Raw genomic sequence first — 15,872 nt, forward strand, 5'->3', positions numbered from 1 at the left:
CCGTCTCCCCCTCAGCCCTTGGCCACGGCGCGCAGCCGGTCCATCACGTCGGCCCGCAGATCGGCCGGTTCCAGCACGACGACGTCGGGGCCGAACTCGACGAGCCAGGCGTCGAGGCCGTGCCCGTACGGGATCTCCAGCTCGTCCCAGCCGTCGGCGCCCTGCCGTACGGACCGGGCGCGGGCCCGCAGCGGGTAGCCGGCGCCGGCGCGGAGGCGGATCCGGGCGGAGCGGGTGGCGGTCTCGCCGGCCCAGCTCTCGACGGTCTCCCGGACGGTGACGACGTCGGGCACGGGCGCGGTGAAGGCACCGGCCCGGGAGCGGACCCTGCCGGTGATCCGGGAGAGGCGGAAGACGCGCTCGGCGCCGCGGTCGCGGTCCCAGCCGGCGAGGTACCAGTGGCCGCGCCAGCACTCGAGGGTCCAGGGCTCGACGTGACGGGTCTCGGGGCGGGCGGCGTTGGCCTTGCGGTAGTCGAAGACGACGGGCCGCCGGTCGCGGCAGGCCAGCATGAGGGGCTCGAAGGCGGCCTCGCGGACCGGGATGCGCGGTTCGAGGGCGCTGGGCTGCACGTCGTACGAGTCCTCCGCCTCCGGCATGCCGGCGGCGCGGAGCTTCTGGAGGGCGCCGCTGGCGGCCCCGGCGAGGCGGGCCTGCTGCCAGACCTTGGCGGCGAGGCCGAGCGCGGCGGCCTCCTCGGCGTCGAGGGTGATGGGCGGCAGCCGGTTGGAGTCGCGGCGGGCCAGGTAGCCGGTCTCGCCGTCCAGGTTCTCGACGGTCTCGATGACGAGGCCGAGCTCGCGGAGGTCGTCCTTGTCGCGCTCGAACATGCGGTTGAAGGCGTCCTCGCCGCTCGCTTCGAGGTACGCCTCGATGGAGCCGCGCAGTTCGCGCTTGCTGAGCGGGCGGCGCGTCCCGAGCAGGCACAGCGCGAGATTCATCAGCCGCTCGGACTTGGCAATCGCCATCGCCGCCCCGCACCTCTTCCGCCGGTCGCACTTCTCGGACGTCCGACCGTACCGCCCCGGGGTCCCGGGAACCAAAGCCGAGGGCCCCCGCCGTGGACGGCGGGGGCCCCCGATGCCTCGTCGGGCCGGATCAGCGCTTGCCGACGGCCACGAGGTCGCAGACGAAGATCAGCGTCTCGCCGGGGGCGATGGCACTGCCGGCGCCGCGGTCGCCGTAGGCGAGGTGGGCGGGGATGATCAGCTGGCGGCGGCCGCCGACCTTCATGCCCTGGACGCCCTGGTCCCAGCCCTTGATGACCTGGCCGATGCCGAGCTGGAACTGCAGCGGGGTGCCGCGGTTCCAGGAGGCGTCGAACTCCTCGCCGGTGGAGAAGGCCACGCCCACGTAGTGGACCTGGACGGCGTCGCCGGCCTCGGCGATCTCGCCGTCGCCCTCCCAGACGTCCTTGATCTCCAGGTCCTTCGGCGGCTCGCCACCCGGGAAGTCGACCTCGGGCTTCTCGATGCTCACTGCTGTGTGCTCCTTCTTGTGGTGCGTCGGTCCGGAACAGTCTCACAGATCGGTGATCGGACCGGTGATGTCGGTGACCGGACCCGTGGTCGGGCCGGTGATCAGGCGACGCCCAGGATGTCGACGGAGAAGACCAGCGTGTTCTTCGCCAGCTCGCTGCTCGGGTTGGCCCCGTAGCCCAGCGCCGGGGGGATCACCAGGAGCACGCGGTCACCGACGTTCTTGCCGACCAGGCCCTTGTCCCAGCCCTGGATGACCGATCCGGTGCCGATCTGGAAGGCGGTGGCGCCACCGTGGTCCCAGGAGGAGTCGAACTTCTTGCCGTCCTCCCACTTCACACCGGTGTACTGGGCGATGAGGCCCTGTCCGGCCTCGACCTTCGGCCCGGTGCCCTTGATGAGCACCTGCTGCTTCAGCTCGGTGGGGGCCTTCTGGCCCTTGGGGATGGTGATCGTGGCGGCGGCCTGGGAGGGCGCCTTCACCTCCGGCATGCCGGCCTCGGGCGCCGCCTGCGTGCCCTTGGCCTCGGCCTTGGAGTCCACCGTGGCGGTTCCGGCCACGTCGACGACCCAGACCAGGGTGTCGGTGGCCTTCAGCCCCGACTGCGGGTTGAGGTTCTCGCCGACCAGGTCGCTCGCGGTGCCCTGGACGAGGATGCGGGAGCCGGCCTTCTTGCCCTCCACCGCGTTGAGCACCTTCTCCGGCAGCTGCTGGCTCGGCTGGCCGAGCCGCTCCACGGACTGCGGGTGCACTCCCTTGGCGCCGGGCGTCTGCTGGGCCCACGTGCCGCCGAGCGGCTTGTCCTCCTGCCACTTCTCGACCGTCCAGTCCAGCCTGACGAAGTCGCCCTTCTTGACCGTCGCCCCGCTGCCCTCCGTCACGGTCTCGATCACCGTCTTGTCGGCGGCCTTGGCGTCCTTGGGGACCACGACGTCGGGCTGCGCGCCGAACTTCCCCTTGACCTCGGCCACCGTGCCGTCCGAGGCGCCGTCCTTCTCCGAGTCCGAACCGCACGCGGCGGTGATCAGCAGGACGGGCACGGCGAGGAGCGCGGCGATACGTCGCTTCGTGTTGTAGTTCATCAGTCCAACTGGGAGTCGGGGCCATGGGAACGTCCACACTCTACGGTGCGGCCCCTGCCCCGCAGGGGTTCCGGCGTACTCGACGGACGGAACCGCGGCCGCGCTCCCGGCGGGGCGCGGCCTTCGTCACGGGAGGCCGGGCCCGGTGCTCCGGACCCGGCCTCCCGTGCCGTGTTTTCACCCTTGCGGTGGTCCCGTCACATGCCGGCGATCAGCTTCTCCACCCGGTCGTCGACGGAGCGGAACGGGTCCTTGCACAACACCGTGCGCTGTGCCTGGTCGTTGAGCTTGAGGTGGACCCAGTCGACGGTGAAGTCCCGCCGCTGCTCCTGCGCGCGGCGGATGAAGTCGCCGCGGAGGCGGGCCCGGGTGGTCTGCGGGGGCACGGACTTGCCCTCGAAGATCTTCAGGTCGTTGCAGATCCGGGCCGCCTGTCCGTTCTTCTGGAGCAGGTAGTACAGGCCCCGGCGACGGTGGATGTCGTGGTAGGCGAGGTCTATCTGCGCGACCCTCGGGTTCGACATGGTCATGTTGTGCTTGGCCCGGTACCGCTCGATGAGCTTGTGCTTCATGACCCAGTCGATCTCGGTCTCGATGCGGTCCAGCCGCTCGGCCTCGATCGCGTCGAGCGTGCGGCCCCACAGCTCCAGGACCTGGGCGACGGTGCCGGCGCGGATGCCGCGGCGGTCGACGAAGTCCACGGCCTTCTCGTAGTACTCGCGCTGGACCTCCAGGGCGGAGGCCTCGCGGCCGCTGGCGAGCCGGACCTTGCGCTGGCCGGTGATGTCGTGGCTGACCTCGCGGATGGCCCGGATCGGGTTCTCCAGGGTCAGGTCGCGCATCACGGTGCCGGCCTCGATCATGCGGAGCACGAGGTCGGTGGCGCCGACCTTGAGCAGCATGGTCGTCTCGGACATGTTCGAGTCGCCGACGATGACGTGGAGCCTGCGGTAGCGCTCGGCGTCGGCGTGCGGCTCGTCCCGTGTGTTGATGATGGGCCGCGAGCGGGTGGTGGCGGAGCTGACGCCCTCCCAGATGTGCTCGGCGCGCTGGGAGACGCAGTAGACCGCGCCGCGCGGGGTCTGGAGGACCTTCCCCGCACCGCAGATGAGCTGCCGGGTGACGAGGAAGGGAATGAGGATGTCCGCGAGCCGGGAGAACTCCCCGTGGCGGGCGACGAGATAGTTCTCGTGGCAGCCGTAGGAGTTTCCGGCCGAGTCGGTGTTGTTCTTGAAGAGGTAGACGTCGCCCGCGATTCCCTCCTCGTGCAGGCGGCGTTCGGCGTCGACGAGCAGGCCTTCGAGAATGCGCTCGCCGGCCTTGTCGTGGGTGACCAGTTCGGTCACGTCGTCGCATTCCGGTGTGGCGTATTCCGGATGCGAACCCACGTCGAGGTACAGGCGGGCGCCGTTCCGCAGGAAGACATTGCTGCTGCGGCCCCATGACACGACACGGCGGAAGAGGTAGCGCGCCACTTCGTCAGGAGACAGTCGGCGCTGTCCCCTGAACGTGCACGTGACGCCGTACTCGTTCTCCAGTCCGAAAATGCGGCGGTCCATGTCTGAACATTACGCCTGACGGCCTGTGCTGAAACCGGGTTGGACACTCACGTTCGGATCATTTTCCGATCAGGGCGTGTTCTTTTCCCCGTGCGCGGCGGCGGGACCGTCCGTGCCGACGGCGTGTCGCGCCCCGGCGGCGGGGGCCGTCGGGACGTGCAGGACGCGGGTGGTGGCGAGGAGGACGGCGAAGGCCACGAGGCCGCCGGCCCCGGCCACCCCGAAGCCGGACGCGGTCCCGGCGAGTTCGACGGCGGGTCCCGCGACGGCGGAGCCGAGGGCCGAGCCGACGCCGAAGGTGGTGACGAGCCAGGAGAAGGCCTCGGTGACGGTGCCGCGCGGCGCGTGGCGGTCGACGACGAGGAAGGCGCAGGCGAGGGCGGGGGCCAGGAAGACGCCCGAGAGGACCGAGAGGCCCGTCATGGCGACGGGGCCCGGGACGAGGATCAGCGGCAGGTAGCAGACCGCGAGGAGCAGCACGAGGACGCGCAGACGGCGCTCGGGCGCCCCGGCCCACTGCCGGGCGCCGTAGGCGACGCCGCCGAGGAGCGCGCCGAGGCCGAGGGCGGCCATGAGCCAGCCGTAGACGGCGGGGGCGCCGCGGTCGTCGGCGTAGGCGACGGCGGCGACGGTGATGGAGCCGAGGGCGAGGCCGACGAAGAAGAAGGAGCCGAGGAGGGCGAGGAGGCCGGGCGAGCGCAGGGCGCCCAGCCAGTGGGCCTCGCGGGGCGCGGAGCGCCAGGTGCGGGAGGGTTCGGAGAGGACGACGGCGAGGGCCCCGAGGACGCCCAGGGCGTTGATGACGAGGAGGGCGGCGGCGGGCGACCACAGGGAGATCAGGAGGGTGAGCAGCAGGGGCCCGACGGTGAACATGACCTCCTGGGCGACCGCGTCGAGGGCGTACGCGCGGTGGACCCGGTCCTCGCGGCCGAGGACGCTCGGCCACAGGGCCCGCAGCCCGCCCTCCAGGGGCGGGGTGAAGAGCCCCGCGACGACGACGGCCGCGTAGGCGAGGCCGAGGTGTCCGATGCCGGTGAGGGCGAGCAGGGCCGCGCCGAGGGCGGAGAGGACGGCGGCGGGCAGCTGCACCCGGGGCTGTCCCTTGAGGTCGACGGCCCGGCCGAGGAGGGGCTGGCCGAGGGCGGTGGCGACGCCGTAGGCGGCGATGAGGCCGCCGGCGAGGGTGTAGCTGCCGCCCTGGTCGCGGACGAAGAGGGTGAGGGCGACGGGGCCCGTACCGTTGGGCAGGCGCCCCACGAGGGTCCCGGTGAGCAGCCGGGCCGCGTGCGGTGCCCGGAGGATGTCGAGATAGCCCCCGCGTGCCGGTGCCTCGGTGGCCATGTCGGTCTCCCCTCGCCCCGGACCTGCCGGGGTTTTACGTATAACGTCCGGCGTCATACGTACCATGTCGCCTGTGCGCGGGTCCACTCCGCGACCCTGGGACCGTCCGACGCGGAGGCTTGTGTGCAGACCCCGGAGCCGCTCGGCGGCACCCGCCCGACCAGCCGGGACGTCGCCCGGGTCGCGGGCGTCTCGCAGGCCACCGTCTCCCTGGTGCTCGGCGACAAGTGGCGCGGCCGGGTCTCCGAGCGCACGGCGGGCGCCGTGCGGGAGGCCGCCCGGGAGCTGGGCTACCGGCCCAATCTGGCCGCCCGCAACCTCCGGCTCGGCCGCACCAGGACGGCCCTGCTCGTCGTCCCGGCCCTCACCAACGAGTTCTTCGCCCACGTCCACACGGGCGCCGCAGCGGCGGCGGCCCGGCACGGCTTCGGCGTCGTCCTCTACCCCTCCCCCGACGGCGTGGGACCGGCCCGGGACCCCTTCGCCTCCGCGCAGGCCGCCCTCGACGGCGTGATCGCCTCCTCCATGGCGACCGACGCCCTGGAGGCCTTCCGGGGCACCGACCTGCCGCTCGTCATGCTCGACAGCGATCCGGCCGGCACCGGCGCCGCCGCCCATGTGAACCTCGACGTCGCGGACGGCATGCGCCGGGTGACCGAGCACCTGCTGGCCCTCGGCCACCGCCGCTTCCTCCATCTGGCGTCCGCGGCCCCGTCCTGGACCTTCGACGTGCGGGCCGACGCGCTCGCCCGGACCCTGCGCGGTACGGACGTCCGTACCGTGCGGTCGCCGCTGAACGTCGCGGACGCGCGGGAGGCGGCGGGCCGGGCCCTCGCCGCTCCGGGGCCCCGCCCCACCGCGGTGGTCTGCGACGACGACATCCTCGCGGCCGGCGTCTACAAGGCCGCGCGCCGGCTCGGTCTGCGCGTCCCCGAGGACCTGTCGGTCACCGGTTTCGACGACATGGCCCTGGCGACGGTGTTGGAGCCGGAGCTCACCACCGTCCGGCTGCCCGCCGAGGAGTTCGGCCGGCGGGGCATGGAGGCGCTCCTCGCCGTCCTCGCGGGCGAACCGCCCCGCCCGGACACCCTTCCCGTCACCCTGGTCCCCCGGGGCTCCTCGGGACCCGCCCCGGCCGCCTGAGCCCTATCGGCGGCGGATGTGCCGAGGGGCCCCGGCCGCTCAAGCGCGCCGGGGCCCCTCGGACGGTGCCGTCTACTCCTCGGGAGCCTCGTCGGAGGGCTCGTCCGTCTTCGTCACCGCCGCGTTGTCCGCCTCCAGGAGGCGCGACAGCTGCCGGCCGACGATCCGCTTGAACTTGCGCTGCTGCGGGCGCGTGCGGTCCAGGACCGCCACCTCCAGGCGCTCGGCGGGGATGTCCCGCTCGCTGCCGTTGGTGTCCCGCGAGAGCGCCTGCACGGCCAGTTTCAGGGCCTCGGCCAGGGACATGCCGTCCCGGTGCCGCTGGTCGAGGAAGGAGCTGATCTGCTCGGCGTTGCCGCCGACCGCGACCGAGCCGTGCTCGTCGACGATCGAGCCGTCGTGCGGCAGCCGGTAGATCTGGTCGCCCTCCGGCTCGGTGCCGACCTCGGCGACGACCAGCTCCACCTCGTACGGCTTCTCCCCCGCGCTGGAGAAGATGGTGCCGAGGGTCTGCGCGTAGACGTTGGCCAGGCCGCGCGCGGTGACGTCGTCCCGGTCGTAGGTGTAGCCCCGCAGGTCGGCGTAGCGCACGCCGCCGATGCGCAGGTTCTCGTACTCGTTGTACTTGCCGGCGGCCGCGAAGCCGATCCGGTCGTAGATCTCGCTGAACTTGTGGAGGGCGCGGGACGGGTTCTCGCCGACGAAGACGATGCCGTCGGTGTACTGGAGGACGACGAGGCTGCGGCCGCGGGCGATGCCCTTGCGGGCGTACTCGGCCCGGTCGGCCATGGCCTGCTGGGGTGAGACGTAGAACGGAGTGGACACCGGCGGTCCGTCCCTTTCTTCTGGGCTTCTGGAGCGACGAGTGGTCAGAGCAGGGCGGCGCGCGGCCCGTCGGGCTGCTCGAGCCGTCGCTCGGTGATCGACCGGGCAAGCTCGGAGGACTCGGCCTCGGTGAGCCTGCGGAAGCCCTCGTCGGTGATGACGGTGACGATCGGGAAGATCCGGCGGGCCAGGTCCGGGCCTCCGGTCGCGGAGTCGTCATCCGCCGCGTCGTACAGCGCCTGCACCACCAGCGTGGTGGCCTGCTGCTCGGTCAGGTCGTCGCGGTAGAGCTTCTTCATCGAACCGCGCGCGAAGATCGAACCCGAACCGGTGGCGGCGAAGCCGTGCTCCTCGGAGCGGCCGCCGGTCACGTCGTACGAGAAGATCCGGCCCTTCTCCTTGCCCTCGTCCCAGCCCGCGAAGAGCGGCACGACGGCGAGGCCCTGCATGGCCATGGCGAGGTTGCCGCGGATCATGGTGGACAGGCGGTTCGCCTTGCCCTCCAGGGAGAGCGTCGCGCCCTCCACCTTCTCGAAGTGCTCCAGCTCCAGCTGGAACAGCTTGACCATCTCCACCGCCAGGCCCGCGGTGCCGGCGATGCCGACCGCGGAGTACTCGTCGGCCGGGAACACCTTCTCGATGTCCCGCTGCGCGATCATGTTGCCCATGGTGGCGCGGCGGTCACCGGCGAGGACGACCCCGCCGGGGAAGGTGGCGGCCACGATGGTCGTGCCGTGGGGGGCCTCGACGATGCCCTCCGGAAGCTTCCGGTTGCCGGGGAGCAGATCCGGCGAGTGCGCGGACAGGAAGTCCATGAACGAGGACGAGCCCGGCGTCAGGAAGGCCGCCGGCAGACGCCCGGTGCTACGAGGGTTGGCTTCCACGCGATTCCTTCCGGGTGGGAGAATCGGCCCGCCGTGCGGAGCGCGGGCCGATCTTGCTTGCTGTGCACGGACCTTACCCGTGCCACGGCCTGTCATCCGTCCCCGGACCCACGGCTTTGTCCGGGGCTCCGGGGACGGAGGACGACAGGTGCGCGAGGCGGTTACTCGCCACCCTTTTGCACGAACGATCGAACGAAGTCCTCGGCGTTCTCCTCCAGGACGTCGTCGATCTCGTCCAGGACGGAGTCCACGTCCTCGCTCAGCTTCTCCTGGCGCTCCTGGAGGTCGGAGCTCGCCTCCGTGGTGGTCTCCTCGACCTCCTCCGTGGAGCGCGTCGCCTTCTGCTGTCCGCCGCCGGTGTCCTTGGTCGCCATGTCCCTCACCCCGCTCGAATCGGCCCGCTCGGTTGAGTCCTTGCAAGATCAGACCCTATAGGCAGGGTCCGACTTCGGCCTCGTGGTTTCCACAAGCCCGGGCACTGGTTCCATGATTCCCAGTGCCGGGGCATTTCAGGCTTGTCCGGGGCTCCCGGTTCAGTTGCCCGAGAGCACGCGCACCAGTTCCTCCGCCGTCCGGCAGCGGTCCAGGAGCGATTTCACGTGTGCCTTGGTGCCCCGGAGGGGCTCCAGGGTCGGGACGCGCTGGAGCGAGTCCCGGCCCGGCAGGTCGAAGATCACCGAGTCCCAGGAGGCCGCGGCGACGTCGTCCGCGTACTGCTCCAGACAGCGGCCCCGGAAGTAGGCCCGGGTGTCCTCGGGAGGCGCCGTCTCGGCCCGCTCCACCTCGGTCTCGTCCAGGAGCCGCTTCATGCGCCCGCGGGCCGCCAGGCGGTTGTACAGGCCCTTGTCGGGGCGCACGTCCGCGTATTGGAGGTCCACCAGGTGCAGACGGGCGGCGTCCCAGTCCAGGCCGTCGCGGCGCCGGTAGCCCTCCATGAGCTCCCGCTTGGCGATCCAGTCGAGCTCGCCGGCCAGGCTCATCGGATCGTTCTCCAGCCGGTTGAGGGTGTCCTCCCAGCGCGTCAGGACGTCCTTGGTCTGCTCGTCCGCGTCCGCGCCGTACCGCTCCTCCACGTACTTCCTGGCCAGCTCGAAGTACTCCATCTGGAGCTGCACGGCGGTGAGCGTCCGGCCGCTGCGGAGCGTGATCAGGTACTGGAGCGAGGGGTCGTGCGAGACCTGGTGGAGGGTGCGCACCGGCTGGTCGACACCGAGGTCGACGGTGATGAAGCCGTCCTCGATCATCGACAGGACCAGCGCGGTGGTGCCCAGCTTGAGGTAGGTCGAGATCTCCGAGAGGTTCGCGTCGCCGATGATCACGTGCAGGCGGCGGTACTGCTCGGCGTCGGCGTGCGGTTCGTCCCGGGTGTTGATGATGGGCCGCTTGAGGGTGGTCTCCAGGCCCACCTCGACCTCGAAGTAGTCGGCGCGCTGGCTGATCTGGAAGCCGTTCTCGCGCCCGTCCTGGCCGATGCCGACCCGTCCCGCGCCGGTCACGACCTGGCGGGAGACGAAGAAGGGGGTCAGGTGGCGCACGATGTCCGAGAAGGGGGTCTCCCGCTTCATCAGGTAGTTCTCGTGGGTGCCGTAGGACGCGCCCTTGTTGTCGGTGTTGTTCTTGTACAGGTGGATGGGCTGGGCCCCGGGCAGCTGGGCGGCGCGCTCGGCGGCCTCCGCCATGATCCGCTCGCCGGCCTTGTCCCAGAGGACGGCGTCGCGGGGGTTGGTGACCTCGGGGGAGCTGTACTCCGGGTGGGCGTGGTCCACGTAGAGCCGGGCCCCGTTGGTGAGGATCACGTTGGCCAGGCCGATGTCCTCGTCGGTGAGCTGGCTGGAGTCGGCCACCTCGCGGGCGAGGTCGAAGCCGCGGGCGTCCCGCAGCGGGTTCTCCTCCTCGAAGTCCCAGCGGGCGCGGCGCGCCCGGTGCATCGCCGCCGCGTAGGCGTTGACGATCTGGGACGAGGTGAGCATGGCATTGGCGTTCGGGTGTCCCGGGACGGAGATCCCGTACTCCGTCTCGATGCCCATTACTCGCCGTACGGTCATGCGGCCCTCCTTGCCCGGCGGCGCTCACTGTGCGCGACTCGGCGGTACCGAAGAGCCTAGAGCGGCTCCGCGCTGGTGGGGAGATCGTTTGCGGTATTCCCCTGTGATGCCGGGGGAAATGCTGGATGGAATGCGCAGGCTGCGGATGCCCGGTCCCCGGACATCCGCAGCCGGTGTGCGTTCTACAGGTACTGGCCGGTATTGGCCACCGTGTCGATGGAGCGCCCGGTGTCCGCGCCCTGCTTTCCGGTGACGAGCGTGCGGATGAACACGATCCGCTCGCCCTTCTTTCCGGAGATACGGGCCCAGTCGTCGGGGTTGGTGGTGTTGGGCAGGTCCTCGTTCTCCTTGAACTCGTCCACGCACGCCTGGAGGAGGTGGGAGACCCGGATGCCCTTCTGGTTGTGGTCGAGGAAGGCCTTGATGGCCATCTTCTTGGCCCGGTCGACGATGTTCTGGATCATCGCGCCGGAGTTGAAGTCCTTGAAGTACAGGACTTCCTTGTCGCCGTTGGCGTACGTGACTTCGAGGAAGCGGTTCTCCTCGGACTCCGCGTACATCTGCTCGACGACGGACTGGATCATTCCGTGGGCCGCGGCGTCCTTGGAGCCGGCGTGCTCGGAGACGTCGTCCTCGTGCAGCGGCAGGTTGCCCGTGAGGTACTTCGCGAAGATGTCCTTCGCCGCCTCCGCGTCCGGACGCTCGATCTTGATCTTGACGTCGAGCCGGCCGGGCCGCAGGATCGCGGGGTCGATCATGTCCTCGCGGTTGGAGGCGCCGATGACGATGACGTTCTCCAGGCCCTCCACGCCGTCGATCTCGGCGAGCAGCTGCGGGACGATGGTGTTCTCCACGTCCGAGCTGACACCGGATCCACGGGTGCGGAAGAGGGATTCCATCTCGTCGAAGAAGACGATGACGGGGGTGCCCTCGCTCGCCTTCTCGCGCGCACGCTGGAAGACGAGGCGGATGTGCCGCTCGGTCTCGCCGACGTACTTGTTGAGGAGCTCGGGGCCCTTGATGTTGAGGAAGTAGGACTTTCCCGCGGGCTGACCGGTCACCTCGGCGACCTTCTTGGCCAGGGAGTTGGCCACGGCCTTGGCGATCAGCGTCTTGCCGCAGCCGGGCGGGCCGTAGAGCAGGATGCCCTTCGGCGGCCGCAGTTCGTGCTCCTTGAAGAGGTCCGGGTAGAGGTACGGGAGCTCGACCGCGTCGCGGATCAGCTCGATCTGGTTGCCCAGACCGCCGATCTTCTCGTAGTCGACGTCCGGGACCTCTTCGAGGACGAGCTCTTCGACCTCGCTCTTGGGGACCACCTCGTAGACGTAGCCGGACCGGGGGTCGAGCAGCAGGGCGTCGCCGGAGCGGATGGTGACGTCCAGCAGGGGCTCGGCGAGCCTGACCACCCTCTCCTCGTCCGTGTGCCCGACCACCAGGGCGCGCTCGCCGTCCTCGAGGATCTCCTTGAGGGTGACGATGTCGCCGGCGCGCTCGAACTCCATGGCCTCGACCACGTTGAGCGCTTCGTTGAGCATGACCTCCTGGCCGCGCCGGAGCTCTTCGAGCTCGATGCTCGGGCTGACGTTCACCCGGAGCTTGCGACCACCGGTGAAGATGTCGCACGTGCCGTCCTCGTTGGCCTGCAGGAAGACACCGAAGCCGGCCGGCGGCTGCGCGAGCCGGTCGACCTCCTCCTTGAGGGCCACGATCTGGTCGCGGGCCTCACGGAGCGTGTTCGCCAGACGTTCGTTCTGCGTGGACACGCCGGCCAGGTTGGTCTGCAGCTCGACGATCCGCTCTTCGAGAATCCTCGTGTGTCGCGGAGAGTCGGCGAGCTTGCGGCGCAGGACGGCGATTTCCTGCTCGAGATAGGCAACCTGACCGGCGGGGTCTTCAGACCCTCGTCCCGGCCGGATGCCGCGGTTGATGTCGTCGTCGTGGGCTGCCACGGTCCTCACCTCCTCCAAGGGGAGCTGGACGCTTCCTGACCCTACCTGCGTGGGTGGTGATTGAAACCCCTAGATCAAAAAGACTCCGGGGTGTGTCCGATCTTCACCCTTGCGCTTCCCCTCTCGCCAGGGGAATACCCACCCTTCACCGTCTGAAAGCGGGCGGTTGTATCGTCGTCATTGGCCAACACCCGCCAAGGGTGGCCCGACTTAACGCGCGAAGCAGAAACGGCAGGAGATATGACCGTGCAGAACGAGGCCCCGGAGACGGGCGCCGGCGAGGCCCTGGAGGTCTGGATCGACCAGGACCTGTGCACCGGGGACGGGATCTGCGCGCAGTACGCTCCCGAGGTCTTCGAGCTGGACATCGACGGGCTCGCTTATGTGAAGAGCACCGACGACGAGCTCCTCCAGGACACGGGTGCCACCACGCCGGTGCCGCTGCCGCTGCTCCAGGACGTGGTGGACTCCGCGAAGGAGTGCCCGGGCGACTGCATCCACGTGCGCCGGGTCGCGGACAAGGTCGAGGTGTACGGCCCCGACGCGGAGTGACGGGTCAGGCGCTCCGCGCCTCGGCCCCGCCGGCGCGGACGAAGGCTCCGCCCCGCCAGCGCCAGCTGACCTGCTCCTTCTCGTCCGGGCAGCAGCGGGGTACGTCGAGGGACGAGTAGCCGAGCAGGGTGGCGAGCACCGCCCCGTCGCGTACGGCCAGCTCGGTGACGCTCCGGTGCTGATCGGGTGCGACGAGTGTGGCCACCACGCGCGCGGATGCGTCCGTCCCCCGGCCGCGGGTGAGGACGTAGACGCCGCTCGGCGGGGTGCCGGAGCCGGCTTCGCAGTGCACGACCGCAACGGTCTCGGGGTTCCCGTCGCCGTCGAGGTCCCCGGAGACCCGCCTGGCGACCGTGTGGGGGCCTCCCGCGCACTCCAGGGGGTAGGAGGCCGCCGCGGCCTCGGGGGCGGGTGCCGGGCGCGGGGCGGGTGCCGCCGTGGCGGCGGCTCCGGCGGGTCCGGGCTGGAACAGTCCCGCGAGGGCGACGACCGCGGCGGTCGCGGTGGCGGTGGCCAGCCAGTGCATCGGCCCGGCGTGGGTGTGCGCGAGGTCGGCGAGGTCCGGGGCGGCGGGGAGCTGCACGCGAGACGTCTCCTGTGGGGTGGTGCGGCGGGGGTTTCCGGCATCGTGCCACACGTCACAGGGGGACGGAACACGCGGGGGCGGACGGCGGGCGACGGCCTTCCGGCGTGAATCGAACGTTTTCCCGACGGTCCGGAACCGCCGTCCGGCGGCCCCGGACCGTTTTCCGGAGGTCTCGAACATGGGGACGCCGCCGCCGAGTTCCGCCCGGGGGCGGGAACTCGGCGGCGGCGTGCCGCGGATGGCGGGGCGTCAGCCCTTGTTGGGGCCCTCGTAGTCCTCGCCGTAGGCGCCCTTGGCGGGACGGCGGCGGCGCATCGGGGGCTCGACCCCGTCCGCGAGACGGCGGGCGGTGACGAGGAAGCCGGTGTGGCCGATCATGCGGTGGTCGGGGCGGACGGCGAGGCCCTCCACGTGCCAGTTGCGGATCATGGACTCCCAGGGCTGCGGCTCGGCGTAGCAGCCGAACTCGCGGATGGACTCCACGGTGCGGGCGAGCTGGGTGGTGGTCGCCACGTAGCAGCAGAGGATGCCGCCGGGGACGAGGGCCTTGGAGACGGCCTCCAGGCACTCCCAGGGGGCGAGCATGTCCAGGATGACGCGGTCGACGTCGGTGTCGGACAGGTTGTCCTGGAGGTCGCCGACGGTCAGCTGCCACGCGGGGTGGGGGCCGCCGAAGTAGCGCTCGACGTTGCCCTTCGCGATCTCGGCGAAGTCCTCGCGGCGCTCGTAGGAGTGCAGCATGCCGCTGTCTCCGATGGCGCGCAGGAGGAAGCTGCTCAGCGACCCCGAGCCCACCCCGGCCTCCACGACGCGCGCGCCGGGGAAGATGTCGGCGAAGGCCAGGATCTGCCCCGCGTCCTTGGGGTAGACCACGGCGGCGCCGCGGGGCATGGACAGGACGTAGTCGGGGAGCAGGGGGCGCAGCGCGAGGTAGGCGACGTTTCCGGTGGTGCGGACAACGCTGCCCTCGGGGGCGCCGATCAGTTCGTCGTGCGGGAAAGAACCCTTGTGGGTGTGGAAGTTCTTTCCCTCTTCGAGCGTGAACGTGTAGTGACGGCCCTTGGGGTCGGTCAGCTGAACCTGGTCCCCGACCTTGAAGGGCCCGCGTCGGCGGGCGGCACCGGTCGGTTCGGACATGCGACCAGAGTACCGGGGTCAGGAACCCGGTCGTGCCATGGCCCTGACGAAGGCCCGCTCGACGTCCGCGGTGGAGAGGACGCCGTAGATCTCGCCGGTCTCCTCGACGACCAGGTACTCGGTGGCCGGGCTGGCGCGGAGGTGGTCGAGGAGGGGCTGTCCGGCGAGTTCGGCCGGGACCCGCATGCCGTCGGCGAGGTCCTGGGAGAGGGTGCTGACGGCGACCCAGGGGCGCCGGTGCTGGGGCACGGCGGCGATGGCGGCCTCGCGGACGATGCCGGTGGGCTCGCCGGTGGCGTCGACGACGACGAGGGCGCGGGCGCCCGCCTCGTTGGCGCGGCGGAGGGCCTCGGAGAGCGGGGTGACGGGCTCCACGGGGATGGCGCGCCGGGTGAGGGAGCGGGCCCCGAGGTCGGGCAGGTGCTCGCGCAGCCGGGCCATGCGGAGGCTGTTGCCGGCGCCGGTCCAGATGATGGCGGCGAGGATCGCGGCGAGCAGGGCGTCGGTGACGGTGTCGAAGCCGCTGATGTCCTCGGTGGAGTTGCCGAGGAGCCCGGTGCGGGTCAGCAGGGGCAGGCCGACGAGGACGAGGACGGCGAGGGCGCGGCCGACCCAGGCGGCGGCGACGGTGCCGCTCATGGGCTTGCCGGTGATCTTCCAGACGACGGCGCGGAGCATCCGGCCGCCGTCCAGCGGGAGGCCGGGGAGCAGGTTGAAGACGGCGACGATCAGGTTGGAGATCATCAGGCCGGCGAGGAGGACGCCGGGGACGGTGCCGGGCTCGACGGCGTACAGGGAGAGGTAGAACAGGCCGGCGAGGACGAGGGAGAGGAGGGGGCCGACGAAGGCGAGGACGAACTCGCGGCCGGGGGTCTCGCTCTCCTTCTCGATCTCGGAGACGCCGCCGAAGAACTGGAGCTGGATGCGGCGCACGGGCAGCTTGAAGCGGAGCGCGGCGATCGTGTGGGCCAGCTCGTGGACGAGCACGGAGGCGTAGAAGGCGACCGCGAAGAAGAGGGAGACGAGGTAGCGCGCGGCGCCGAGGTCGGGCAGGACGCGTTCGATCTGGTCGCCGAAGACCCAGGTGATGAGGGCGGCGACCAGGAACCAGCTGGGGGCGACGTAGACGGGCACGCCGAAGGGTCGGCCCATGAGGATGCCTCCGCCGGGCTCCTCGGTCCGCTGCGGCTTGGGCTCGTCCTGGTTCACGGGTTCCTTTCGTCGCGCCGGTGTGACCCGCGTCGGTGCGTCACGGTTCGATCATGCAGTGCGACGGGGTCCCGGGTCGAT

Annotated in this window: 15 protein-coding genes; 2 read left to right on the forward strand and 13 right to left on the reverse strand. The window is 71.0% G+C overall.

Features of this window, described 5'->3' with window-relative positions; genetic code table 11:
* Positions 1–11 precede the first annotated feature (11 nt).
* The 5 genes from ACFY7E_RS14745 to ACFY7E_RS14765 all read right to left on the reverse strand — a co-directional run bounded on the left by ACFY7E_RS14745 (position 12) and on the right by ACFY7E_RS14765 (position 5,461).
* Positions 12–968, reverse strand: a complete 957-nt coding sequence (locus ACFY7E_RS14745; protein ID WP_389484642.1) for a helix-turn-helix transcriptional regulator — start codon at positions 966–968, stop codon at positions 12–14.
* Between the two features lie 130 nt (positions 969–1,098).
* Positions 1,099–1,479 carry an FKBP-type peptidyl-prolyl cis-trans isomerase gene (locus tag ACFY7E_RS14750; RefSeq protein ID WP_383445029.1) on the reverse strand — a complete coding sequence of 127 codons (381 nt, stop codon included), beginning with the start codon at positions 1,477–1,479 and terminating at the stop codon, positions 1,099–1,101.
* Positions 1,480–1,580: 101 nt separating this feature from the next.
* Positions 1,581–2,561, reverse strand: a complete 981-nt coding sequence (locus ACFY7E_RS14755) for an FKBP-type peptidyl-prolyl cis-trans isomerase (protein ID WP_389484644.1) — start codon at positions 2,559–2,561, stop codon at positions 1,581–1,583.
* A gap of 197 nt (positions 2,562–2,758) precedes the next feature.
* On the reverse strand, positions 2,759–4,120 hold the full coding sequence (pafA, locus tag ACFY7E_RS14760; RefSeq protein WP_389484646.1) for a Pup--protein ligase: 1,362 nt from the start codon (positions 4,118–4,120) through the stop codon (positions 2,759–2,761).
* A gap of 69 nt (positions 4,121–4,189) precedes the next feature.
* Entirely contained in the window at positions 4,190–5,461 is a 1,272-nt protein-coding gene (locus ACFY7E_RS14765; protein WP_389484648.1) for an MFS transporter, read from the reverse strand.
* A gap of 123 nt (positions 5,462–5,584) precedes the next feature.
* On the opposite strand from ACFY7E_RS14765, the gene ACFY7E_RS14770 reads away from it, so the two are divergent.
* The gene (locus ACFY7E_RS14770) at positions 5,585–6,604 is read left to right on the forward strand and encodes a LacI family DNA-binding transcriptional regulator (RefSeq protein ID WP_389484651.1); all 1,020 of its coding nucleotides are present in this window, start codon (positions 5,585–5,587) and stop codon (positions 6,602–6,604) included.
* A 72-nt stretch (positions 6,605–6,676) separates the two neighbouring features.
* Here ACFY7E_RS14770 and prcA read toward each other — a convergent pair whose 3' ends face one another.
* The 5 genes from prcA to arc form a co-directional block, all read right to left on the reverse strand.
* On the reverse strand, positions 6,677–7,429 hold the full coding sequence (gene prcA / locus ACFY7E_RS14775; RefSeq protein WP_125659034.1) for a proteasome subunit alpha: 753 nt from the start codon (positions 7,427–7,429) through the stop codon (positions 6,677–6,679).
* Between the two features lie 44 nt (positions 7,430–7,473).
* A complete protein-coding gene (gene prcB / locus ACFY7E_RS14780) occupies positions 7,474–8,313 on the reverse strand; it encodes a proteasome subunit beta (protein ID WP_383448399.1) in 840 nt (279 codons plus the stop codon).
* A gap of 161 nt (positions 8,314–8,474) precedes the next feature.
* Positions 8,475–8,687, reverse strand: a complete 213-nt coding sequence (locus ACFY7E_RS14785) for a ubiquitin-like protein Pup (protein ID WP_030213091.1) — start codon at positions 8,685–8,687, stop codon at positions 8,475–8,477.
* A 159-nt stretch (positions 8,688–8,846) separates the two neighbouring features.
* Positions 8,847–10,358 carry a depupylase/deamidase Dop gene (gene dop / locus ACFY7E_RS14790; RefSeq protein WP_383447834.1) on the reverse strand — a complete coding sequence of 504 codons (1,512 nt, stop codon included), beginning with the start codon at positions 10,356–10,358 and terminating at the stop codon, positions 8,847–8,849.
* Positions 10,359–10,540: 182 nt separating this feature from the next.
* A complete protein-coding gene (gene arc, locus ACFY7E_RS14795; protein WP_383447837.1) occupies positions 10,541–12,307 on the reverse strand; it encodes a proteasome ATPase in 1,767 nt (588 codons plus the stop codon).
* 240 nt (positions 12,308–12,547) lie between these two features.
* Between arc and ACFY7E_RS14800 the strand changes: the two genes are divergently transcribed.
* The gene (locus tag ACFY7E_RS14800; RefSeq protein ID WP_389484656.1) at positions 12,548–12,859 is read left to right on the forward strand and encodes a ferredoxin; all 312 of its coding nucleotides are present in this window, start codon (positions 12,548–12,550) and stop codon (positions 12,857–12,859) included.
* Positions 12,860–12,863: 4 nt separating this feature from the next.
* On the opposite strand, the gene ACFY7E_RS14805 is transcribed toward ACFY7E_RS14800, so the two are convergent.
* The 3 genes from ACFY7E_RS14805 to ACFY7E_RS14815 form a co-directional block, all read right to left on the reverse strand.
* Complete coding sequence (locus ACFY7E_RS14805) at positions 12,864–13,442, reverse strand: hypothetical protein (RefSeq protein ID WP_389484658.1); 579 nt, start codon at positions 13,440–13,442, stop codon at positions 12,864–12,866.
* 252 nt (positions 13,443–13,694) lie between these two features.
* Positions 13,695–14,582 (reverse strand): tRNA (adenine-N1)-methyltransferase, encoded by an 888-nt coding sequence (locus ACFY7E_RS14810; RefSeq protein WP_015032448.1) that lies wholly within the window; start codon positions 14,580–14,582, stop codon positions 13,695–13,697.
* Between the two features lie 18 nt (positions 14,583–14,600).
* Positions 14,601–15,734, reverse strand: coding sequence for a site-2 protease family protein (locus ACFY7E_RS14815; protein ID WP_389484970.1), 1,134 nt, complete (start codon positions 15,732–15,734; stop codon positions 14,601–14,603).
* Positions 15,735–15,872: the final 138 nt, after the last annotated feature.

The sequence above is a fragment of the Streptomyces sp. NPDC012825 genome, from assembly GCF_042900925.1.
Classification (GTDB): Bacteria; Actinomycetota; Actinomycetes; order Streptomycetales; family Streptomycetaceae; genus Streptomyces.